This window comes from Acinetobacter sp. Tr-809 (assembly GCF_011753255.1).
GTDB lineage: Bacteria > Pseudomonadota > Gammaproteobacteria > Pseudomonadales > Moraxellaceae > Acinetobacter.
The window spans coordinates 1-23,087 of the sequence record NZ_VWVZ01000005.1; the positions used below are offsets into that span (position 1 = coordinate 1).

The window sequence follows — 23,087 nt, forward strand, 5'->3', positions numbered from 1 at the left end:
CTGCATTAACCACGTTGTCCGCAGTCACTGCATTGACGTTCAATACCGTACCTGTCGTATCTGGTGGCAAGCTATCTACCACTTCACTGCCCGGTAATGATGGGTTACCCGCTGGGTCAGTCGCGACCGCAGTCACTGTACTGCCGTTTGGTAAGTTACCTGGATTTGGTACTGTCCATACGCCTGTGGTTGGATTAGTTGGAACTTGAACTGTACTACCATTCGGGAAGGTCACCGTCACCGTTGACCCAGGCTCTGCTGTACCGGTAATCGGATCTGTTGCATTGATTGGGTTAATGTCTGGTGCATTCGGTGCAGTTGTATCTACGGTATAAGTTTGACTATCACCCTTCGTACTACTATTACCTGCTGCATCTGTAAATGTGACTGTTGCATCGATGGTTTTATCACCATCAGCCAATAAACCACTACCTGGCACACTCACACTCCAAGTGCCATTAGCCGAATTGACTGTCGCTGTATACGTCACACCATTGACTACAACTGTTACCACTGTGGTCGCTGCATCTGCTGGGATACCAGTTAAGACTCCCGTCACCGTTATATTACTTGTAGATTCTGCTGTATTGAGGACATTATCGGCAGTTACGGGATCAATGTTTAGTATTGTTCCTGAAACATTTGGGCCAACTGTATCAACTGTTTCTGTGCCTGGCGCAGATGGGTTACCTGCTGGATCTGTTGCTACCGCAGTTACTGTACCACCATTTGGTAAGTTACCTGGATTTGGTGTGGTCCATACGCCTGTGGTTGGATTAGTTGGAACTTGAACTGTACTACCATTCGGGAAGGTCACCGTCACCGTTGAGCCAGGTTCTGCTGTACCGGTAATCGGATCTGTTGCATTGATTGGATTGATGTCTGGTGCATTCGGTGCAGTTGTATCTACGGTATAAGTTTGACTATCACCCTTCGTACTACTATTACCTGCTGCATCTGTAAATGTGACTGTTGCATCGATGGTTTTATCACCATCAGCCAATAAACCACTACCTGGCACACTCACACTCCAAGTGCCATTAGCCGAATTGACTGTCGCTGTATACGTCACACCATTGACTACAACTGTTACCACTGTGGTCGCTGCATCTGCTGGGATACCAGTTAAGACTCCCGTCACCGTTATATTACTTGTAGATTCTGCTGTATTGAGGACATTATCGGCAGTTACGGGATCAATGTTTAGTATTGTTCCTGAAACATTTGGGCCAACTGTATCAACTGTTTCTGTGCCTGGCGCAGATGGGTTACCTGCTGGATCTGTTGCTACCGCAGTTACTGTACCACCATTTGGTAAATTACCTGGGTTTGGTGTGGTCCATACGCCTGTGGTTGGATTAGTTGGAACTTGAACTGTACTACCATTCGGGAAGGTCACCGTCACCGTTGAGCCAGGTTCTGCTGTACCTGTAATCGGATCTGTTGCATTGATTGGATTAATATCTGGTGCATTCGGTGCAGTTGTATCAACAGTATAAGTTTGGGTATCTGTTACATTGCTGCTATTTCCTGCTGCATCTGTGAAGGTAACTTTTGCATCGATGGTTTTATCGCCATCAGCCAATAAACCACTGCCTGGTACGCTTACAGTCCAAGTGCCATTTGCTGAATTCACCGTTGCTGTGTAAGTCACACCATTAACGACAACAGTAACTACAGTTGTTGCTGCATCTGCTGGTACGCCTGTTAAAGTTCCTGTCAATGTTACATTGCCTGCAGATTCTGCTGCATTCAATATGTTATCTGCAGTTACTGGATTTACATTAAAGTTTACAGCATCCGTATTCGGAGGCGTTGTATCAGCATTATTGTTATTATTTCCGCCACCCCCACCCCCACTCGCTGCGGCAGCAATACCTCCAATCGCAAGCACGGGTAAAGCCCATAACCATGGACTGAATCCACTAGATGCTTCGCCTGCATAAAGCAATGGTTCTACTGCTTCAATAGGTTGTAATGCAGCTGCTTCAACTGGCGCTGCTGCAGCTTCTGGTACAACTGCTGGTGTTTCCTCTAAATAAACAGCCCCTTCATGATCATCGTCATCCGAGTCTGCATCAGCATCTGCATCAGCGTCTGCATCGGCATCACTTTCTGCATCCTTGAAGTGAGCCCAGACCAATTGATTATCTTCGCCTTGAAGTACCAGACTATTATCTGCAACTTCACTATTATTAAAGAAATTATGAATAACGATCGTTTCGCCATTTTTTAAAACTACAACTGCATTTACACCATCTCTCTTAACAACTGAAATATCATTTGCAGAGACCTTAATTAATACAACTGAAGGTTCAGAGGGTAATGTTGCTGTTTTTCCCGTCGTATTTACAAGGGTTTGATGACTTTCCTTGGAAATAATCTGTATTTGAGACATGGTTATATTCCTCATTATAAATTATTAATTCTTAATTACATTATTAACTTAAGTTTAAATTATTGTTTCTAAGTGATAGACTTCACAGCACCACTTTAAATCAAACATAATAAATGTTAAATAGCTCACAAAATAAAAAAACAAACTTACATTGCAATATTTTTTAATAACAAAATAAGGTAATGATTTAAAAGAACAAAAAGAGAATAACACTTTTTAAATAATTATTAAATTTACACTTTTAAACAAACAATATAAAAATAACCAATAAATTCCAAAAAGGTATTTAAATTAAATTTAACAAACATTTTAAATATCTTATTCAATCAAAATAAAACCCTTCTTTCCAATAAATATTATTTAACTTTATTTAATAAATATTTTAATAATATTCACCTAATAAAATAAAAGCCTTTTATGACAAAAGGCTTTTTTAACATAAAACAAAAATATATAATTAAAAATTATCAGGATTCTCTAGTCGTTTAACTTCTTCTCTCTTATTTGGATGATGCATTGTCGCCACACCATCTTCCGTTTTCTGGTCCAATAAAATTTCAGGATTATAAATGGTAATCGTTTCTCTACCTAGGCTATCTTCACCAACAATATACTTAAAACCACGGCGATTCATCTTATTGCACATACGTTGGTAGAAGCCCTTCAAGCCCTGTGTCTCTTCACTCGGATTGTAATAGAAAGCATTCATCACACCCGGTAATCCTAGACCACAGACCACCCCAGATAGCAATACACTAATAAATGTATAACCAATCAGAATACTACTGTATTGGCTCAACTCTGGAATATTCGCCACTGCAAGGATCAAAGCCAGTGAAATCCCTCCGCGAACACCACCCCATGAAAGAATCGCTAAACTGCCGTTGTAGCTTTTATTACGGAATGATGGAAATAATGCAAAAGCAGCAAAATTCGCTGCAAAACGAGATAAATGCAAAATAATAAAGGCAATGATTCCACCAATAATTAAGTTGGCACTCAAATCAAGAATAAATAACTCTAAACCGATCAAAGTAAAAAGGAATGAATTAATAATTCCTTCAACCGTATGCCAGAAATGATTCACCTCGCGGATTTCTCTCTGTTCACGGATTTCTTGCCATTTATTGCCGACAATCAAACCACCAATCACACAGGCAATCGGAGCAGATGCATGAGCAAATAACGCAACTAAATATGAACCACTAGCAAGTAATGCCGTAGTTAGAATGAGAGATTCCATCTCATGTTTACCACGCAGTAAACGTAAGATCGCAAAACCAAAAGCAAAACCAATAATCACAGCAACAAATATTTCATATAACAAAGTTTCAATTGTTGCTAATAATGAAAAATGCTCACCCTGCAAAACTTTTAATAATGTCATAAATAATGCAATACACATCGCATCATTAAATAACGACTCACCTTCCAGCTTTACAATCAGATGGTGCGGTGCCCGAATAGAACTCAACACCCCCTTAACCCCAATTGGATCTGTTGCTCCAAGTGCTGCACCTAATAATAATAGAACACCAATTGGAACGGGATAACCAACCAACCATTGAAACAAATACAATAATCCTGCATAAAATCCTGCACATAATACCAATGCTATTGTTGCCAAAATACTAATCGGCTTCCAGTAATTCCTTAAGTCTGAAATTCTAAATTTAAGTGCAGAAGAAGTTAAAATAAAGCAAATGACGCCATTGATTAGAAAATCATAAAAATCGATATTTCTTACAGCTGCCTCAATATTATGAATATTAATTGTAATAAACTGATTACCATTTAATAGGCTGGCGCCCCACTGCAAAATAAAGACAAAAATAGCTGAGACAATTGGAACACCAATCGCCTGAGGAAAACCTAAAATTCGTTTATTAAAAATGGTCGTCGCAATGGATAAAGCAAAAATGACCGTCAAAGCCTGCAAAAGAAAAAAATTACCCATACGACCTCTTTAATTTATTCAATTTTAATAACATAGACTTTATTTAAATTTTACAACTTTGATAAATCATAAATTTAAAAGACTTTGTGATCGAATAAAGAATGAGGGCCTATGCTGTATTTTATCCATCTTATTATTTAACTTTTATTCACAAATGGTTTAGACACAACAATAAACCAATCATCCTCAATTCAGCATAGACAATGCTATTTTACGTCAATTGTTCTTCTGATTCGTATATCTTCCGTATAAAAATCAAGGAGCAACGCTCCTTTTTCATCCTATTTAAAGGTATTACACTGGTTCACATCACCTGATTTCAGACCAATCTGGAACCATTGCATCCGTTGTTCACTCGTACCATGGGTAAAACTATCTGGTACAACTTGCCCAGTCGCACGACGTTGTAAGTAGTCATCACCAATTTTTTCGGCTGCATCCATTGCTTCTTCGATATCACCCTGCTCAAGGAATTGTGTACGTTTTTGGTTCTGATGTGCCCAAATCCCTGCAAAACAATCCGCCTGTAATTCTAAACGAACAGAGAGTTGATTACCTTGTGCGGGGCTAGCCTGTGCTCGTGCTTGCTGCACCTGACCAGAGATCCCTAATAAGTTCTGAATATGATGTCCAACTTCATGCGCAATCACATAAGCTTGGGCAAAATCCCCCGCCTGATCTTGACGAGAAAGTTCCGTTTGATTCTGTTCCCCAGAAATCCCCATTTGTTGACGCATTTCTTTAAAGAAAGAAGTATCAATATAAACTTTCTGATCAGCAGGACAATAAAATGGTCCCATAGCGGCTTGCGCTGTACCACAACCAGAGCGATCTACTCCACTAAATAGTACAAGGCGTGGTGGTTTATAGGTCATCCCAAGCTGCTGAAAAATGGGGGTCCATGTATCTTCTGTATCGGCCAGAACAGTACCGACAAAATCACTGGCTTCTTTTTGTTCAGCAGTTAGATTTTGTGGTGCACCGCCTTGCTGAGAAGACTGTGCTGTTACTGCTTGTGTCGCTTGATAGGCCTGCTGCGGGTCAACCCCAAAAAACTTCCAAGCCACAAAAGCGACCACTAGCCCAATAATACTAATGCCACCTGCTTTTGCTCCGCCACCACCGCGACGGTCTTCTACATTGGTACTGACTCGACGACCTTTCCAACGCATAATTACCTCACATAATTCTGATGATGACGACCTAGGTTTAAGTGGCTGGCTTTACTTTAGACCAAACCTTCTGAATGAGCATAACAACGATCAACACAACTGCACCTGCAAGCAAGCCAATGCCTAAGTTAATCAGGGTTGGTGTTAAGGCACCAATGATTGAACCGACACTTGGGATCAACTCTAAATGATCGACCGTTTCTTCAGTAAAATGATGCAATAAAGGAATGGTATGGCTAATAATCCCGCCACCAACTAAAAACATTGCAACTGTTCCAACAATTGAAAGTGTTTTCATTAAGATTGGAGCAAAACTAAGTAAACCACGACCGATTTTATTTTTAAATTCAGAAGCTTGTTGTGTTAGATATAAACCTAAATCGTCAATTTTTACAATCATTGCAACCAGACCATATACCCCTACGGTCATGACAATTGCAATAATACTTAATACTGTCACTTTAGTCATAAATGCTGCTGTTGCAACTGTACCTAACGAAATCACCACAATTTCAGCGGAAAGAATAAAATCGGTTCGAATCGCTCCCTTAATTTTTTCTTTTTCAAATTTGGCTAAATCAACTTCAACCTGTTGTAGGTTTTCACTCGCTTCCTCTGCTGTTTTGGCCTTTTTGTGATACAGCATATGCACAACTTTTTCGACCCCTTCATAACAAAGGAATAAACCACCAATCATCAATAATGGATTAATCAACCAAGGCGCAACAACACTAATGAGCAAGGCAAGTGGCACTAAGATTAACTTATTAACAAATGATCCTTTAGCAACACTCCAAACCACAGGTAACTCGCGGTCTGAACGAACACCACTGACTTGTTGTGCATTGAGGGCTAAATCATCCCCCAATACCCCTGCTGTCTTCTTTGCTGCCATTTTACTCATGACCGCAACATCATCTAAAATTGTTGCAATATCATCAAGTAATAATAATAAACCACTCGCCATTTTTATTTCCTAGTTTGTATTTATAGGGCTATTGTAGAATCACGCGGTGAAATCACAATATGATTTTGAGAAAAAGTTAAAATAATCGCTGACGAAAAAAATTTATTTCTCGTACAATAATATCAATCTTATATCTATGAAATTACTGAATCTTGGAACATCTCATGAGTAATATTGATCAACGTCCCATCATTTTGACAGGCGACCGCCCAACTGGACAACTCCACCTTGGACATTTTGTCGGTTCATTACGTTCTCGTGTAGGTCTACAAGACAGTCATCATCAACATCTATTATTGGCTGATGCGCAAGCGATGACAGACAATGCAGATAATCCAGATAAGGTACGCAACAATATTCTTCAAGTTGCACTTGATTATCTTGCTGTCGGGATTGATCCAAGCAAAACAACCATCTGCGTGCAATCTTGTTTACCTGCACTAAATGAATTAACCATGATTTACCTCAACTACGTGACCGTTGCACGTTTAGAGCGTAACCCAACCGTGAAAGCTGAGATTCAATTACGTAACTTTGAGCGTGATATTCCAGCAGGCTTCCTGTGCTACCCAATTGCACAAGCAGCAGACATTACTGCATTTAAAGCGACTGTTGTTCCTGTTGGGGAAGATCAACTACCAATGATCGAACAAACTAACGAAGTAGTACGTCGTATTAACCGTCAAATTGGCCATGATTTGCTGCCAGAATGTAAAGCGCTTTTATCAAATATGGCACGTTTGCCTGGTTTCGACGGTAAGGCGAAAATGTCTAAATCATTGGGCAATACCATTGTGCTGAATGCTACTGATAAAGACATCAAAAAAGCCGTGAATGCAATGTATACCGATCCAAATCATTTACGTATTGAAGATCCAGGTCAGGTTGAAGGCAATATTGTCTTTACCTACCTTGATGCGTTTGATCCAAATAAAGAAGAAGTGGAAGAATTAAAAGCACATTATCGTCGTGGTGGTCTCGGTGATGGTACTGTGAAAAAACGTTTAGAAGGTGTTTTACAAGAGTTGATTGCGCCCATTCGTGAACGCCGTGCTGAGCTAGAAAAAGATCCTGATTACATTATGGATGTATTGAAACAAGGTACCGAAAAGTGCCGTATCATTACCCAACAAACACTTGATGAAGTTAAAGCGGGAATTGGATTATTTAAATTCTAATTTGCGTTATTTTTCACATAAAAAGCCCATGATTGGGCTTTTTATATTTTAACCTTTTGATTTAAGTTTAATTTTAGAACTCCTTCAAAAAATCCAAAACTAACAATTATCGTCACTTCTTAACATCTATTAACAGTAGTTAACATGAATACCGATGAACTTAGTCAGGTTTTTAAATACTATGGCGTTGTAGGTTAGTTAACACTAATCTCATGACATTTCTCCTTTCAACCGAAACTGTTTTAAACAGATTCGTTGTTCAACGCAGTGATCACCCCAATCATTGCGTTTTTTTTCGCGTGCCATAATGTGATCGATTTAGGTTGAAATTTAGCCGAGTTCGTTTTACTCTTATAACTGTTTTATTTCTATAAAAAATTTATTAATTAACGCTAAAAGAAATAAGAGTAATTGTGATGATCTGGGATCTTTTAACACATCCTTCCAATATTGTTTTTAGCATTGCTTTAATGTTGTGTCTATTTATCGGCATTCTCGAATTAATTCTTCTATTATTCGGTGGCAGTGCTAGCTTCTTGGAACAGTTTTTACCTGATAGCCTGACTGATATTGATCATGCAGACCTTTCTCTAGAGCAGTCTGATAGTGTTCTGACTCAACTTTTAGAATGGCTTTATCTAGGTAAAGTACCTTTACTGATCTGGCTAATCATCTTCTTAACTATTTATGCGCTCACAGGTTTAATCATTCAAGATTTGTTCTATCAGTTTACAGAACATTATCTCTCTGCTTGGATCATTGCACCTGTTTGCTTATTTTTATGCATGCCATTGGTGCGTTATAGTGCTGCATTCATTGCCAAAATCATTCCTAAAGATGAAACCACTGCAATTCAAGCAGATGATTTAATTGGTAGAACCGCGCATATTATATTAGGGGATGCTAAACCCAACTCCCCTGCACAGGCCAAAGTTAAAGATCAATTTGGTCAAACTCATTATGTCTTGGTTGAGCCTGAACTTGATCTTGTTTTTCATCAAGGACAAGACGTAATTTTAACGCAAAGAACCAAAATTGGATTCCAAGCGATTGCTTCTTAATTTTTATATTTAATACATGAGGGTGTTTACATGTTGAATTCAGCATTGACTGAAATTTTAATTATTACTGGTATTATTTTTGCGGCACTCATCTTTATTGGCGTTGTTATCGCGCGTTTATATACACGTTCGAGTAAAGAGGTTTCTTTTGTGCGTACAGGTTTTGGTGGCGAAAAAGTCATTTTAAACGGTGGTGCGATTGTCCTACCAGTTTTACATGAGATTATTCCTGTAAATATGAACACCTTACGTCTCGAGGTAAAACGTGCAGCCGATCAAGCACTCATTACCCGTGACCGTATGCGTGTTGATGTCATGGCTGAGTTCTATGTCCGTGTAAAACCGATTGCAGAATCAATTGCAACAGCAGCACAAACCTTGGGACGTAAAACCATGTCTCCGCCTGAGCTTAAAGATTTGGTGGAAGGTAAATTTGTCGATTCACTTCGTGCTGTTGCCGCTGAAATGGCAATGGAAGAACTACATGAAAAACGTGTCGACTTTGTGCAAAAAGTTCAACAAGTGGTGTCTGAAGATTTATCAAAGAATGGTTTAGAACTAGAAACGGTTTCATTGACTGGACTTGACCAAACTAGCTTTAAATTCTTTAACCCTCAAAATGCATTCGATGCGGAAGGCTTAACCAAGCTGACTGAAACCATCGAAGACCGTCGTAAAAAGCGGAATGACATTGAACAAGATGCTGACCTTGCGATTCGAGCAAAAAACTTAGAAGCAGAACGCGCACGTTTAGAAATTTCGCGTGAAGAAGAATATGCAAAGTTACAGCAAGAGCGTGAAATCTCGATTCGTAAAGCTGAACAAACCGCAGAAATCGCCTCTCAAGAAGCAGGTAAAAAACGTGAGGCTGAAGAAGCTCAAATTGCAGCTGAGCGTGAAGTGGAACTAAAACGAATTGCTTCAGCTCGTGATGTAGAGAATGAAAATATCCAAAAAGCTCAGCTCATTCAAAAAGCACAGGTCGAACAAAAGAAAACCATTGAATTGGCTGAGCAAGACCGCGCCATTGCCATTGCTGAAAAATCTCGTGCTGAATCAGAAGCCAAGGCGCAAGCTGACAAGGCCCGTGCCGAAGCGGTAAAAGCAGAGGAAGAAGTTGTGACGGTACGTGAAACACAACGTGCTGAGCGTCAAAAAGCAGTCGAGCTGGTTGCAGCTAAACAAACTGCTGAGAAAGAAGCGATTGCGATTACAGTCGCTGCGGATGCAGGTAAAAAAGCCGCTGCCGATGAAGCAGAAGCTGTACGTATTGCTGCCGAAGCTGAGGCTGAAAAAATTCGCTTAAAAGCGAAAGGTGAAGCAGATGCAAAAATCCTACTTGCTCAAGCGTTGGAAAAACAATATCAGGTTGATGCGGAAGGTGCGCGTGCGGTGAATGAAGCAGCCAATACTCTTTCTGCTGAACAGGTAGAAATGCAAGTGCGCTTGGCACTATTAAAGCATTTACCAGAGATCATTCGTGAAAGTGTTAAACCAATGGAAAACATTGATGACATCAAGATTTTACAAGTGAATGGTCTAAGTAGCTTTGCTGGTGGCGGTACTGTCGGTAGTGATACGGTTGAAAATAGTCAAACCTCTTTATCTGATCAAGTGGTAAATAGTGCCCTACGCTATCGTTCACAAGCACCATTGATTGATAGCTTAATGAATGAATTAGGTCTACAAGGTGGTGATATCAATGGTTTAACTCAAGGATTGAATAAACCTAAAACAGAATAAGCATTTTGTGACCGATAAAGAGCCTTCACCATAAGGCTCTTTTTTTCATATCAAAGAATACAAATAGACAATAGGTAAAATTTAAACATCATTCAAAAAAATTAATATTTTCTTCAATTCTGAAATTACTTCATCTTCGTCATATAGGTACTCACTACCTCCAGACACATAAGACGCTAGAATTAGAATCATATTCTCTATGATCTCTTCCTCTGAATTTAAATCATCAAGAAGAACTTCTATTCTTTGTGCATTCTTGATAGAGATATCATTCTGATCTATAAATTTTTCGACACTATAAATTAATTCTTCCCTACTCATTTATTTTACCCTGGACTAATTATGTTAATTATTCTATTTTGTAGCAGAACTTATATCATTTCATTTTAATAAAAAAAACCCCGATAAAAATTTATCGGGGTTTTCAAGATTAAAATCTAACGTATTACGCTAAACCTTTCTCTTTTAAAACTTGCAACATAGTAGAACCAAGCTCAGCTGGGCTACGTGTGTAAGCCATTCCCGCACGTTCAAATGCAGCGAATTTCTCTTCAGCAGTACCTTGACCACCAGAAATGATCGCACCAGCGTGACCCATACGCTTACCTTTAGGCGCAGTTACACCAGCGATGTAACCGACTACAGGCTTAGTCACGTTAGATTTGATGAATTCAGCAGCTTCTTCTTCCGCTGTACCACCGATCTCACCGATCATGATGATTGCATCAGTATCTGGATCGTCTTGGAACAATTGAAGTGCTTCGATCTGGTTCATACCTGGGATTGGGTCACCACCAATACCGATACAAGTAGACTGACCTAAACCAAGCTTAGTTGTTTGAGCAACAGCTTCATAAGTCAATGTACCTGAACGTGAGATGATACCAATACGACCTGGTTGGTGGATGTGACCAGGCATAATACCGATCTTACATTCACCTGGAGTGATCACGCCTGGGCAGTTAGGACCAACTAAACGAGTACCGTTACCGTTAGTTTCTAAGTAGCGTTTCGCTTTAAGCATGTCGATCGTTGGAACACCTTCAGTGATCACAACGATTAGGCCAACACCTGAATCAACCGCTTCAACGATTGAGTCTAAAACGAATGGAGCTGGTACATAGATTACAGATGCATCAGCATTTGTTTCACGTACCGCTTCTTTCATTGTGTTGAATACTGGTAGATCAAGGTGAGTTGTACCACCTTTACCTGGAGTAACACCACCAACAACTTTTGTACCGTAGTCTAAAGCTTGTGCAGAGTGGAAAGTACCGTTTTTACCAGTAAAACCTTGTACCAATACTTTAGTGTCTTTATTAATTAATACGCTCATGATTGATACTCCTTACGCTTTAACTGCAGCTACAACTTTTTCTGCGGCATCAGATAAACCGTTCGCAGAAATTAATTTCAAACCAGATTCATCAAGTAATTTAGCACCTAACTCAGCGTTGTTACCTTCTAAACGAACAACAACTGGTACAGTTACGTTTACTTCTTGAACCGCTGCAATAATCGCTTCAGCAATCATGTCACAACGTACGATACCACCGAAGATGTTGATTAAAACACCTTGAACAGAAGTATCAGCAAGGATGATTTTGAACGCTTCGATTACGCGCTCTTTGGTTGCACCGCCACCAACATCAAGGAAGTTTGCAGGCTGGCCACCATAAAGTTTGATGATGTCCATCGTTGCCATTGCGAGACCAGCACCGTTAACCATACAACCGATGTTACCTTCTAAAGCAACATAGTTAAGGTCAAATTCAGATGCTTTCAATTCACGCTCATTCTCTTGAGATTTGTCACGTAAAGCAGCAACTTTAGGTAAACGGTAAAGCGCGTTAGAGTCGATACCTACTTTCGCGTCTACACATAAAATATCGCCATTTTCACGAACTGAAAGTGGGTTAATTTCGAATAATGCAAAGTCATTTTCAACAAATGCTTGGTAAGCAGCAGCCATGATTTTTACAAATTGGCTGATTTGCTTGTCTTTCAAACCTAAAGCAAACGCAACTTCACGCGCTTGGAATGGTTGTAAGCCAACTAATGGGTCAACTTCAACTTTGATAATTTTTTCAGGCGTTTCTTCTGCAACTTTCTCGATTTCTACACCACCTTCGGTAGAAGCCATGAAAGTAATACGACGGCTAGAACGGTCTACAACCGCGCCTAAGTAAAGCTCACGTTCAACTGGATAAACGTCTTCAGCAACGATAATGCTGTTAACTGGTTGACCATTTGCATCTGTTTGATACGTTACAAGACGAGTACCAATGATGTTGTTAGCAAATTCGATAACATCTTCTTTAGATTTTGCAACTTTAACGCCGCCAGCCTTACCACGACCACCAGCATGAACTTGCGCTTTCATTACAGCGAATTTACCACCAAGCTGTTCAAATGCAGCAACTGCTTCGTCTGCATTTGTTGCCAAGATACCTTCTTGTACTGGCATGCCATATTCTTTCAATAATGCTTTAGCTTGATACTCATGTAAGTTCATTTAGTTACCTACTATGTTGTTTGTAGTGATACAGCCCTGATCTTCTTAAAATCAGACTGCTACATATTGAATAAATGATTGCCTTAAAAAGACAATCATCATCATTCAAAAAAGTGTGGCGAACCACACTTTATGTTTTATTTACGCTTACGTTGAATGGCGTGGATTGCACGACCATCAACCGAAAGCGCTGCTTCATGTACAACTTCTGAGAATGTTGGGTGACCAAAAGTCATCAACTGTAAGTCTTCAACAGAAGAAACAAACTCAAGCGCGATCATACCTTGGTGCACGATATCAGATGCATTAGGCCCCACAACGTGCATACCTAAAAGACGATCTGTTTTCGCATCAGCAACGAACTTCACAAAACCAGCAGTATCACCCGCAGCTAACGCACGACCATTCACCGCAAACGGGAATTGACCAGCTTTAACTTCGTGACCTTTTTCAGCTGCTTGTTCTTCAGTTAAACCAACCCAAGCTGCTTCTGGATGCGTATAAATAACGCTGATGATTGTGTCATAGTTCACTTGAGCAGCATGACCGTGAATACGTTCAACAGCCATTACACCCTCTTCCATTGCTTTATGTGCAAGCATTGGACCGCGTACTAAGTCACCAATTGCATAAACACCTTCTACAGATGTTTGGCACTGATCATTTACATCAACCAAACCACGTTCAGTTAATTTAATGCCAGAGTCTTCTGCCAATAAACCTTCTGCATATGCTTTACGGCCTACACAAACGATTAACTTGTCAAAAACTTGTTCTTTGTCTTCGCCAGCTTGGTTATATTTAACCGTTACTTCGCGACCATTGGTTTCAGCACCAGAAACTTTTGCACCGATACGGATATCTAAACCTTGTTTTTTCAAGATTTTTTGATATTCCTTCGCCAATGCTTTGTCCGCCATTGGTAAGAATGCATCTAATGCTTCAAACACAACAACTTCTGAACCAAGACGACGCCATACTGAGCCAAGCTCTAAACCGATAACACCCGCACCGATCACACCAAGACGCTTAGGAACTTCTGAGAATTTCAATGCGCCAGTAGAATCAACAATTAAGTCTTCATCAACTGGTGCTACAGGAATATTTACAGGTACAGAACCAGTCGCAAGAATCACGTACTTCGGCTCTAAAATCTGTACGTCGCCTTCAAAAGGTGTGAATTCTACTTTTTTACCTGCAAGTAATTTACCAGTACCTTGTAACCACTCGATACCATTACCTTTAAGTAATTGAGCAACACCACCAGTCAATTGATCTACAACTTTGTCTTTACGTGCCAACAAAGTATGTAAATCAAATTTAACTTCACCTGTCGTGATGCCGTGTTCAGCAAGTTCATGAACAGTTGCTTCGTAACGGTGAGAAGAGTCAAGCAATGCTTTAGAAGGGATACAACCAACGTTTAAACAAGTACCGCCTAAAGATGGCTTACCATTGTGAATACGTTTTTCGATACAAGCGACTTTGAAACCAAGTTGAGCTGCACGAATCGCCGCTTCATAACCACCAGGTCCACCGCCAATGACAACAAGATCAAACTGTTGAGACATGTTTCTATTCCTTAAATCTCCCCCTAACCCCCTCTTTCACAAAGAGGGGAAATACCTTTAGTGGTAGTCCCCCTTTATCAAAGGGGGATTTAGAGGGATTTAAATATGTTAAAGATCAAGAATGAGTTTAGCTGGCTCTTCTAACAATTCTTTGATTGTTACCAAGAAACCTACAGCTTCTTTACCATCGATTAAACGGTGGTCATAAGAAAGCGCTAAGTACATCATTGGCAAGATTTCAACTTGACCATTTACCGCCATAGGACGCTCTTGGATTTTATGCATACCCAAAATCGCTGTTTGCGGCGTATTCAAAATCGGCGTAGATAATAATGAACCGAAAGTACCACCATTGGTGATCGTGAACGTACCGCCAGTCATGTCTTCGATGCCTAATTTACCGTCACGCGCTTTGAAAGCGTAATCACGGATACCGTTTTCCACTTCTGCATAGTTCATGCGGTCAGTATCACGAAGGACTGGCACAACTAAGCCACGCTCACTTGATACAGCAACACCGATGTCATAGAAACCGTGATAAACGATATCGTCGCCATCAATAGAACCGTTCACTGCTGGGTAGCGTTTTAATGCTTCAGTCGCTGCTTTAACAAAGAAAGACATAAAGCCTAAACGAGCACCATGACGTTTTTCGAAAGCATCTTTATATTGCTTACGCATTTCCATGATTGGCTTCATGTTAACTTCGTTGAACGTTGTTAACATTGCAGTTTGTTGTGTAGCAGCCAATAAACGCTCAGCAACGCGCTTACGTAAACGAGTCATTGGAACACGTTTCTCGATACGCTCGCCTACCGCAACGCTTAATGGTTGAACTGATGCAGCAGGTTTAGCTTGATGGCTCGCAACATCTTCTTTAGTAATACGACCACCGCGGCCTGTACCTTGTACGTCAGCAGCATTGATACCAGTTTCAGATAATGCTTTACGAACTGCAGGCGCTTGGTTTTGATCAACTGCTTGAGTTGATGCCGCCGCAGGAGCAGCAGCTGTAGGAGCTGCCGCTGCTGGTGCAGCAGCTTCAGGAGCAGCTGCAGAAACAGCACCAGCTTCGAATTGAGCAATCACTTCGTCAGAAAGAACTGTATCGCCTTCACCTTTGATGATTGCAACTAAGCTACCATCAGCCGGAGCAACCACTTCTAAAACAACTTTATCGGTTTCAATGTCACAGATCACTTCATCACGTGATACAGGTTCACCTACTTTCTTGTGCCAAGTTGCGATCGTACCGTCAGCAACTGACTCTGGAAATACCGGTGCTTTAATTTCGGTTGCCATTATTTAGAATCTCCTGATTGTTCAACTTCAATCGCAAGTGCGTCATTGATAAGCTGAGCTTGTTGTTTTGCATGCAAGTATGGCGAGCCACAAGCAGGTGCGGCAGATGCTTCACGACCAGCATAGCTAATACGGATTTGTTTACCAGATTTAAGAACGTCTTCATACAAACGAGGAACGATGAATAACCAAGCGCCTTGGTTCTTCGGCTCTTCTTGTGCCCAAACAAGTTCTTGAATGTTTGGATACTCAGCCATAACTTCAGCCAAGCGTTGTTCTGGGTATGGATATAATTGTTCGATACGTACAATCGCAATGTGGTTTAAACCAAGCTCACGACGTTTTTCGAGTAAATCGTAATAAACCTTACCACCACAAAGCACTAAGCGAGTTACGTCAGCTTTGTTGATTTGATCAATTTCATCGATCACAGTTTGGAATGAACCATTTGCTAATTCATCTAAAGTTGAAGTCGCAAGTTTATGACGCAATAACGATTTTGGTGACATCACGATCATTGGCTTACGAATCGGACGAACCGCTTGACGACGTAAAGCATGGAAAATCTGTGCAGGCGTCGTTGGTGTCATCACTTGCATGTTGTCTTCAGCGCATAGCTGTAAGAAGCGCTCTAAACGTGCAGATGAATGCTCTGGACCTTGACCTTCATAACCGTGTGGTAACAACATGGTTAGACCACACACACGCTCCCACTTGGTTTCACCCGAAGCGATAAACTGGTCAATTACAACTTGCGCACAGTTAGCGAAGTCACCGAATTGAGCTTCCCAAACGATCAAGCTTTTCGGCAATGTCGTTGAATAGCCGTATTCGAATGCAAGCACTGCTTCTTCTGACAGTAGAGAGTCATAGACCGCAGTACGTGGCTGATTTTCTTTGATATGGCAAAGTGGAATATAAACAGAACCATCGACTTGGTTATGTAATTTGGCATGACGGTGCGAGAATGTACCACGACCAACGTCTTCACCAGTAATACGAACCAAGAAACCATCATCAAGTAAAGTCGCATACGCTAAAGTTTCTGCAGCACCCCAGTTGAGTGGCATTTCACCTGTTTGCATTTTCACGCGATCATCGATGACTTTTTGAACTTGACGCTGTAATACAAAACCTTCTGGTAATGTATTCATTGTTAAACCAAGCTCTTTCAAACGATCGATGCTGAATGTTGTATCCCAAAGGTCTGTATATTCATGGCCCAAATATGGGGTCCAATCGACAAACATCTTTTTATTTGGTTCACGAACTAAAGCATTGGCAACGTGATTACCTGCTTCTAAATCAGAACGATAGCCTTCAACCATTGCATCTGCGCTTGCGCGATCAAGTACTTTTTCTTGAACCAATTGATCAGCATACAAGGTGCGCGTAGTCGCTTTCTTGTTGATCACTTGATACATCAATGGTTGAGTTGCAGATGGTTCATCCGCCTCGTTATGACCGCGACGGCGGTAGCAGAACAAGTCTAAAATGACATCTTTACGGAAAGTATGACGGAAATCATGTGCAAGCTGAGTTACGAAAATCACAGCTTCAGGATCATCACCATTCACATGGAAAATCGGTGATTGGATCATTTTAGCAACGTCAGTACAGTATTCTGTAGAACGTGTATCACGTGGATCAGAGGTCGTGAAACCAACTTGGTTGTTGATCACGATATGGACTGTACCGCCCACTGTATAACCACGTGTTTGTGACATTTGGAAGGTTTCTTGGTTTACACCTTGACCCGCAAATGCAGCATCACCATGAACAATCACTGGAAGAACGTCATCACCACCAATGTCTTTACGACGAACTTGACGTGCACGAACCGAACCTTCAACAACAGGTCCAACGATTTCTAAGTGTGATGGGTTAAACGCTAATGCCAAGTGAACTTCGCCACCTGGTGTCATTACGTTTGAAGAGAAACCTTGGTGATACTTAACATCACCAGAACCTTTTTTATGTAGGCTCTTACCTTCAAACTCACCAAACAGGTCAGCTGGGTTTTTACCCATAATGTTAACAAGAAGGTTGAGACGACCACGGTGTGGCATACCAATCACAACTTCTTTACAACCAACACTACCTGCACGCTGGATGATTTCGTTCATCATCGGAATAAAAGACTCACCGCCCTCTACACCAAAACGTTTCGCACCAACGAATTTATTACCAAGATACTTTTCTAAGCCTTCTGCAGCGGTTAAACGCTCAAGGAAGCCTTTCTTCTGATCACTGGTATAGTTAAATTTACCGCGAACACTTTCCAAACGTTGTTGAATCCAACGCTTTTCTTTGGTGTCAACGATATGCATATATTCCACGCCAACTGAACTACAGTAAGTCGCTTCCATTGCCTCAACCATTTCAGACAATGTTGCTTCTGCTTTGCCAATTGCGAGGTTACCTGTATTAAATACAGTATCAAGATCTGATTTGGTTAAACCGTGAGCAGATAAATCTAGGTCAGGAACGTCTTCGCGTTTCGCAAGACCTAATGGATCGAGTTTAGCTTTTTGATGACCACGGTTACGGTAAGCAGCGATGAGTTGTAATACACCAATTTGACGACGCTCATGTTCTGTACTTACAGTGCTTTGTACGACAGGCTGAACTCGGCTTGCATTACGTCCCAAAAGGAGGAATTGCTCGCGCACACTGCCGTGTGGTTGATCACCTTTAGGGTATTTATCGAAATATTCACGCCAATCCTCTGACACTGAGGTTGGAGAAGTTAGGTACTGTTCGTATAGCTCTTCAATATACGCTGCACTATCAGCGGAAAGTTCAGTGTCAAGACGCGATGCGTCAGCAACTTCTTGCATTTTTGGACCCATTTCCTATTGCAAAAAATAATACAGGCTGCCTTTTAAGCACACCCATGATTCATAGTGTCAAATTGGTAAACACGACACTACTACCCAAGATCATCCAACCTTGAGACATTATTACTACACATCAGGAGTATTCCCTTTGATGTAACAAATGAGCTACGCACCTTCAATTCAAGGCACATAACTCATTTTTCATACTCGATGAAATCGAGCAATTTTTTGCAAATCATTTTAGAAAAATTAACTGGATTTTTAACTTTTCTAAATTGACTTTTTCCATGAAATCTGTACAAATCTCTAAGACATTATCGTTCGATAACATCAAGAATCTGTTTATTTTTTGATTTCATTTGTGGCAGAAATCCTAACATGTTCTCAAGCTTGGATTGATTTTTTTGACACATACCATCCATAAAGCAGCGAAATACACATATCAAATTATATTCTAATATACCGCCCTTTTGATAAAAGTTGCACTCCAATCGATCAAAAATAAACATTCTCTACAAATCTTGCACAAACGTTATTCAGTTTGATGAAAAATAGATCAATATATTTAACATATCGATTCTCATGATTTGGTTTAACAGCAAAATCTATAAATATTTAAGGCCGAATTGCTGAAATTCAAGCCTAATTTTTCCAAGTAAACACTTTTTAACCAAGCTCACCCTTTAAGCAAATTCCAATAAAAAAGAAGCCCCTTTAGGGGCTTCTTTTTTACGCTAGAAAAAGTGGATTAACCCGCTTGATCTAACAACATATTACGAATGTGACCAATTGCCTTTGTCGGGTTCAAACCTTTAGGACATACAGATACACAGTTCATGATCCCTTTACAACGGAACAAAGAGAACGGATCGTCTAAACGAGCCAAACGCTCTTGTGTTGCCGTATCACGAGAGTCGATGATAAAACGGTATGCATTTAACAATGCTGATGGCCCAAGGAACTTATCAGGGTTCCACCAGAATGATGGGCATGACGTTGAACAACATGCACAAAGAATACATTCATATAGACCATCTAAGTGTTCACGTTCTGCTTGAGACTGTAAACGTTCTTTTGCTGGCGCAGGTTGATTGTTAATCAAGAATGGCTGGATCTTGTCATATTGATCATAGAACTGATTCATGTCTACAACCAAGTCTTTTACCACTGGTAAACCAGGTAAAGGACGGATCACAATCTTCTCTGGTAAATCGTTCAAGTTCCACAAACACGCTAAACCATTTTTACCATTGATGTTCACACCATCCGAACCACAAATACCTTCACGGCAAGAGCGACGGAATGTTAATGACTCATCTTGCACTTTCAACGCAAGTAACGCATCAAGCAACATACGGTGCTTATCGGTTAACTCAAGTTTGAAAGTTTGCATGTACGGCGCTTTATCCTTATCAGGATCATAGCGGTAGATTTCGAATGTACGAGTGCCTCTACTCATCTTTGTTCTCCCGATTAGAATGTACGTGGTTTAGGTTCAATTGCTTCAACCGTTAATGGGCTGAAACGTACTGGCTTATATTCAAGACGGTTGTCTGATGAATACCATAAAGTATGCTTCATCCACTCATCATCACGGCGACCGTAAGAATAAGTTGGGTGGTCAGGTGCTAACTCATAGTCAACAACTGTATGTGCACCACGACATTCTTTACGTGCAGCAGCAGAAATCAGAGTCGCCTTCGCAACTTCATATAAGTTTTCAACTTCTAATGCTTCAACACGCGCAGTGTTAAATACTTTAGATTTGTCTTTTAAATGAATGTTACGAACACGTGGTTCAATCGCAAGGATTTCTTTTACGCCCTTATCAAGCAATGCTTGAGTACGGAACACACCTGCGTGATCTTGTACGATGTCACGGATTGCATCAGCAACTTCTTGCGCGTTTTCACCCGTAGTTGAATCATCCAACTTACGAATACGCTCTAATGTATTTACCAATACATCAGTCGGAAGCGGTTGATAATCATCGCCATGATGTTTAGTCACGTAGTCAATGATGTGCTCGCCCGCTGCTTTACCAAATACTACAAGGTCAAGCAATGAGTTTGTACCTAAACGGTTTGCACCATGTACAGATACGCAAGAACATTCACCAATTGCATAGAAACCTTTGACTGGCTTCACATAGTCACGTGTACCTTTATAAGAATACTCTTTAGTATCCTTATCATAATGCGCAGAGAATTCACCCTCTTCAACACCATGTGGAACAACCACTTGACCATGAATATTGGTCGGAATACCACCCATTTGATAATGGATTGTTGGTACGACAGGAATTGGTTCTTTGGTACAGTCAACGTTCGCAAACTTCTTACCAATCTCAAATACAGATGGAAGACGCTTCATAATCGTTTCAGCACCCAAGTGAGTCATATCCAATAAGATATAATCCGCCTTAGGACCACAACCACGACCTTCTTTAATTTCTTGGTCCATAGAACGTGATACGAAGTCACGCGGTGCCAAGTCTTTTAAAGTCGGTGCATAACGTTCCATGAATGGTTCGCCGTCTTTGTTACGAAGGATACCACCTTCGCCACGACAACCTTCAGTCAACAATACGCCTGCGCCAGCAACACCCGTTGGGTGGAATTGCCAGAATTCCATATCTTGCAATGGAATACCTGCACGAGCCGCCATACCAAGACCGTCACCAGTATTGATATAAGCATTGGTTGATGCGCGATACACACGACCAGCACCACCTGTAGCGAACAAGGTTGCTTTCGCTTGGAATACTGCAATGTTACCTGTTTCTTGGTCAATTGCCGTCACACCAAGGACATCACCTGCTTCGTTACGGATTAAGTCTAATGCAATCCATTCAACGTAGAACTGAGTACCCATTTTTACGTTGCTTTGATACAAGGTATGAAGTAACGCATGGCCTGTACGGTCAGCAGCAGCACACGCACGCGGAACTGCTTTTTCACCATAGTTTGCAGAGTGACCACCAAATGGACGCTGATAGATCGTACCATCTTCGTTACGGTCAAACGGCATACCTAAGTGTTCAAGCTCGTATACCACTTTTGGCGCTTCACGTGTCATGAACTCGATTGCGTCCTGATCGCCTAACCAGTCAGAACCTTTTACCGTGTCATAGAAGTGATAATGCCAATTATCTTCTTGCATGTTACCTAACGACGCACCAATACCACCTTGAGCAGCAACTGTATGCGAACGTGTTGGGAATACTTTGGTTAATACTGCAACTTTTAAACCTGCTTGAGCAAGTTGATAAGCAGCACGCATACCAGAACCACCACCACCAACGATAACTGCGTCGAAAGTGAGGTTTTGAATATTTGAATAATCTTCTTTAGGGTTAATTGCGCCCATGATCTCTTCCTATCAATTTGCCCAGAAAATCTGGATACCCCAGATTGCGTACACGAACACTGAAATAATGACAGCAGAAGTGAGTACAAGGCGTAAACCTGAAGCTGAAGGGCCCATTTGACGAGTCGTTACATAATCAGTAAAGACTTGCCACATACCAATCCAAGCGTGTGCAACGAGCGCTAACACTGCTAATAAAGAGAAAATCTTCATTGGCAACGTCAACATAAAGCCAGCCCACTGTTCATAACCAAATCCGCTATTGCAAAGGATCCAGCCAAACAAAACCACAGTGTATGCAGCCAACACTACAGCACTGACACGTTGGATATACCAATCGCGAGAACCTGAACCTGTTAAACCTGTAGCACTTTTCATCAGAACATAATCCATACGAATGCTGCGACAATACCAATCGCAGACAAGATCAATGAAACTGTAGCAGCGATACGACCGCTTTGAAGTTCTTCAGCAAAACCGAGGTCAGCAAGTAAATGCTTCACGCCTGCGATAAAGTGGAAAATCAAGCCAGCTACAAATACCCATACGATGAAACGTACAATGATATTTCCGAAAACGACATTTTTAACGTAGTCAAATCCTTCTGGTGAAGATAAAGATTTATCCAAAATCCATAAAAGAACTGCAACTAATACGAAAACGATTACACCTGATAGACGGTGTAGAATTGATGCAATAGCCACGGGTGAGCGTAAATTTACCGCTAACACCTGACCCATGGACAAATTGACAGGTCTGTTGCTTTTCACAGCGGGCATCCTGTAGGTAGAAACTCCAACTGGAGTTTGTTTGAATTAATTCAAAGGAAAGCTGGCATTGTTAGGCAAGCACAGCACATGCCTAACCTATAAACGACAGCGAATTATAAAACGTGAAATATCAAAATACAAACAATCAACTTTCGCTTTAGTCGAAAAAAACTTTAAATAAGAATCATTCACACGCATAATAACGGCGATAAATGCATCAAGTTTTATCAAAAACAACTATCTA

At 40.8% G+C, this 23,087-nt stretch carries 17 protein-coding genes; 3 read left to right on the forward strand and 14 right to left on the reverse strand.

The window, feature by feature from the left end:
* From F3J02_RS11790 to F3J02_RS11805, 4 genes are all read right to left on the reverse strand, one after another.
* The coding region (locus tag F3J02_RS11790) for an Ig-like domain-containing protein (RefSeq protein ID WP_167249540.1) at nucleotides 1-2,398 on the reverse strand (2,398 nt) is incomplete at its 3' end.
* A gap of 457 nt (nucleotides 2,399-2,855) precedes the next feature.
* Nucleotides 2,856-4,355 (reverse strand): cation:proton antiporter, encoded by a 1,500-nt coding sequence (locus F3J02_RS11795; protein ID WP_167249542.1) that lies wholly within the window; start codon nucleotides 4,353-4,355, stop codon nucleotides 2,856-2,858.
* A 281-nt stretch (nucleotides 4,356-4,636) separates the two neighbouring features.
* A complete protein-coding gene (locus tag F3J02_RS11800; protein WP_167249544.1) occupies nucleotides 4,637-5,527 on the reverse strand; it encodes a neutral zinc metallopeptidase in 891 nt (296 codons plus the stop codon).
* Between the two features lie 37 nt (nucleotides 5,528-5,564).
* Nucleotides 5,565-6,494: a DUF808 domain-containing protein gene (locus tag F3J02_RS11805; protein ID WP_167249546.1), complete on the reverse strand. Its 930-nt coding sequence runs from the start codon at nucleotides 6,492-6,494 to the stop codon at nucleotides 5,565-5,567.
* Between the two features lie 164 nt (nucleotides 6,495-6,658).
* On the opposite strand from F3J02_RS11805, the gene trpS reads away from it, so the two are divergent.
* The 3 genes from trpS (at nucleotide 6,659) to F3J02_RS11820 (ending at nucleotide 10,476) form a co-directional block, all read left to right on the forward strand.
* The gene (gene trpS / locus F3J02_RS11810) at nucleotides 6,659-7,672 is read left to right on the forward strand and encodes a tryptophan--tRNA ligase (RefSeq protein ID WP_004652187.1); all 1,014 of its coding nucleotides are present in this window, start codon (nucleotides 6,659-6,661) and stop codon (nucleotides 7,670-7,672) included.
* Between the two features lie 416 nt (nucleotides 7,673-8,088).
* Complete coding sequence (locus F3J02_RS11815; protein ID WP_167249548.1) at nucleotides 8,089-8,733, forward strand: YqiJ family protein; 645 nt, start codon at nucleotides 8,089-8,091, stop codon at nucleotides 8,731-8,733.
* A gap of 30 nt (nucleotides 8,734-8,763) precedes the next feature.
* Entirely contained in the window at nucleotides 8,764-10,476 is a 1,713-nt protein-coding gene (locus tag F3J02_RS11820) for a flotillin family protein (RefSeq protein WP_167249550.1), read from the forward strand.
* Nucleotides 10,477-10,557: 81 nt separating this feature from the next.
* Here F3J02_RS11820 and F3J02_RS11825 read toward each other — a convergent pair whose 3' ends face one another.
* The 10 genes from F3J02_RS11825 to sdhC form a co-directional block, all read right to left on the reverse strand.
* Nucleotides 10,558-10,797, reverse strand: a complete 240-nt coding sequence (locus F3J02_RS11825; RefSeq protein WP_167249552.1) for a hypothetical protein — start codon at nucleotides 10,795-10,797, stop codon at nucleotides 10,558-10,560.
* A gap of 124 nt (nucleotides 10,798-10,921) precedes the next feature.
* A complete protein-coding gene (gene sucD / locus F3J02_RS11830) occupies nucleotides 10,922-11,812 on the reverse strand; it encodes a succinate--CoA ligase subunit alpha (protein WP_003655479.1) in 891 nt (296 codons plus the stop codon).
* 12 nt (nucleotides 11,813-11,824) lie between these two features.
* Nucleotides 11,825-12,991, reverse strand: coding sequence for an ADP-forming succinate--CoA ligase subunit beta (gene sucC / locus F3J02_RS11835; RefSeq protein WP_003655470.1), 1,167 nt, complete (start codon nucleotides 12,989-12,991; stop codon nucleotides 11,825-11,827).
* A gap of 137 nt (nucleotides 12,992-13,128) precedes the next feature.
* Entirely contained in the window at nucleotides 13,129-14,562 is a 1,434-nt protein-coding gene (lpdA, locus tag F3J02_RS11840) for a dihydrolipoyl dehydrogenase (RefSeq protein ID WP_167249555.1), read from the reverse strand.
* A gap of 108 nt (nucleotides 14,563-14,670) precedes the next feature.
* Entirely contained in the window at nucleotides 14,671-15,864 is a 1,194-nt protein-coding gene (gene odhB / locus F3J02_RS11845) for a 2-oxoglutarate dehydrogenase complex dihydrolipoyllysine-residue succinyltransferase (RefSeq protein ID WP_167249557.1), read from the reverse strand.
* Nucleotides 15,864-18,704 carry a 2-oxoglutarate dehydrogenase E1 component gene (locus F3J02_RS11850; protein WP_167249559.1) on the reverse strand — a complete coding sequence of 947 codons (2,841 nt, stop codon included), beginning with the start codon at nucleotides 18,702-18,704 and terminating at the stop codon, nucleotides 15,864-15,866. Before F3J02_RS11850 ends, odhB begins: the two co-directional genes overlap by 1 nt.
* Nucleotides 18,705-19,452: 748 nt before the next feature.
* Nucleotides 19,453-20,163, reverse strand: coding sequence for a succinate dehydrogenase iron-sulfur subunit (locus tag F3J02_RS11855; protein ID WP_004664446.1), 711 nt, complete (start codon nucleotides 20,161-20,163; stop codon nucleotides 19,453-19,455).
* Between the two features lie 14 nt (nucleotides 20,164-20,177).
* The gene (gene sdhA / locus F3J02_RS11860; protein WP_167249561.1) at nucleotides 20,178-22,073 is read right to left on the reverse strand and encodes a succinate dehydrogenase flavoprotein subunit; all 1,896 of its coding nucleotides are present in this window, start codon (nucleotides 22,071-22,073) and stop codon (nucleotides 20,178-20,180) included.
* A 12-nt stretch (nucleotides 22,074-22,085) separates the two neighbouring features.
* Complete coding sequence (gene sdhD / locus F3J02_RS11865; protein ID WP_005243783.1) at nucleotides 22,086-22,451, reverse strand: succinate dehydrogenase, hydrophobic membrane anchor protein; 366 nt, start codon at nucleotides 22,449-22,451, stop codon at nucleotides 22,086-22,088.
* A complete protein-coding gene (gene sdhC / locus F3J02_RS11870; protein WP_050559990.1) occupies nucleotides 22,451-22,852 on the reverse strand; it encodes a succinate dehydrogenase, cytochrome b556 subunit in 402 nt (133 codons plus the stop codon). The genes sdhD and sdhC overlap by 1 nt, the downstream gene beginning before the upstream one ends.
* Nucleotides 22,853-23,087 lie beyond the last annotated feature (235 nt).

Excerpts from the sequence above, each read along its gene's own strand:
- F3J02_RS11795 (WP_167249542.1), bottom strand. The coding sequence starts at position 4,355 with ATGGGTAATTTTTTTCTTTTGCAGGCTTTGACGGTCATTTTTGCTTTA.
- F3J02_RS11800 (WP_167249544.1), bottom strand. The coding sequence starts at position 5,527 with ATGCGTTGGAAAGGTCGTCGAGTCAGTACCAATGTAGAAGACCGTCGC.
- F3J02_RS11805 (WP_167249546.1), bottom strand. The coding sequence starts at position 6,494 with ATGGCGAGTGGTTTATTATTATTACTTGATGATATTGCAACAATTTTA.
- trpS (WP_004652187.1), top strand. The coding sequence starts at position 6,659 with ATGAGTAATATTGATCAACGTCCCATCATTTTGACAGGCGACCGCCCA.
- F3J02_RS11815 (WP_167249548.1), top strand. The coding sequence starts at position 8,089 with ATGATCTGGGATCTTTTAACACATCCTTCCAATATTGTTTTTAGCATT.
- F3J02_RS11820 (WP_167249550.1), top strand. The coding sequence starts at position 8,764 with ATGTTGAATTCAGCATTGACTGAAATTTTAATTATTACTGGTATTATT.
- F3J02_RS11825 (WP_167249552.1), bottom strand. The coding sequence starts at position 10,797 with ATGAGTAGGGAAGAATTAATTTATAGTGTCGAAAAATTTATAGATCAG.
- sucD (WP_003655479.1), bottom strand. The coding sequence starts at position 11,812 with ATGAGCGTATTAATTAATAAAGACACTAAAGTATTGGTACAAGGTTTT.
- sucC (WP_003655470.1), bottom strand. The coding sequence starts at position 12,991 with ATGAACTTACATGAGTATCAAGCTAAAGCATTATTGAAAGAATATGGC.
- lpdA (WP_167249555.1), bottom strand. The coding sequence starts at position 14,562 with ATGTCTCAACAGTTTGATCTTGTTGTCATTGGCGGTGGACCTGGTGGT.
- odhB (WP_167249557.1), bottom strand. The coding sequence starts at position 15,864 with ATGGCAACCGAAATTAAAGCACCGGTATTTCCAGAGTCAGTTGCTGAC.
- F3J02_RS11850 (WP_167249559.1), bottom strand. The coding sequence starts at position 18,704 with ATGCAAGAAGTTGCTGACGCATCGCGTCTTGACACTGAACTTTCCGCT.
- F3J02_RS11855 (WP_004664446.1), bottom strand. The coding sequence starts at position 20,163 with ATGAGTAGAGGCACTCGTACATTCGAAATCTACCGCTATGATCCTGAT.
- sdhA (WP_167249561.1), bottom strand. The coding sequence starts at position 22,073 with ATGGGCGCAATTAACCCTAAAGAAGATTATTCAAATATTCAAAACCTC.
- sdhD (WP_005243783.1), bottom strand. The coding sequence starts at position 22,451 with ATGAAAAGTGCTACAGGTTTAACAGGTTCAGGTTCTCGCGATTGGTAT.
- sdhC (WP_050559990.1), bottom strand. The coding sequence starts at position 22,852 with ATGCCCGCTGTGAAAAGCAACAGACCTGTCAATTTGTCCATGGGTCAG.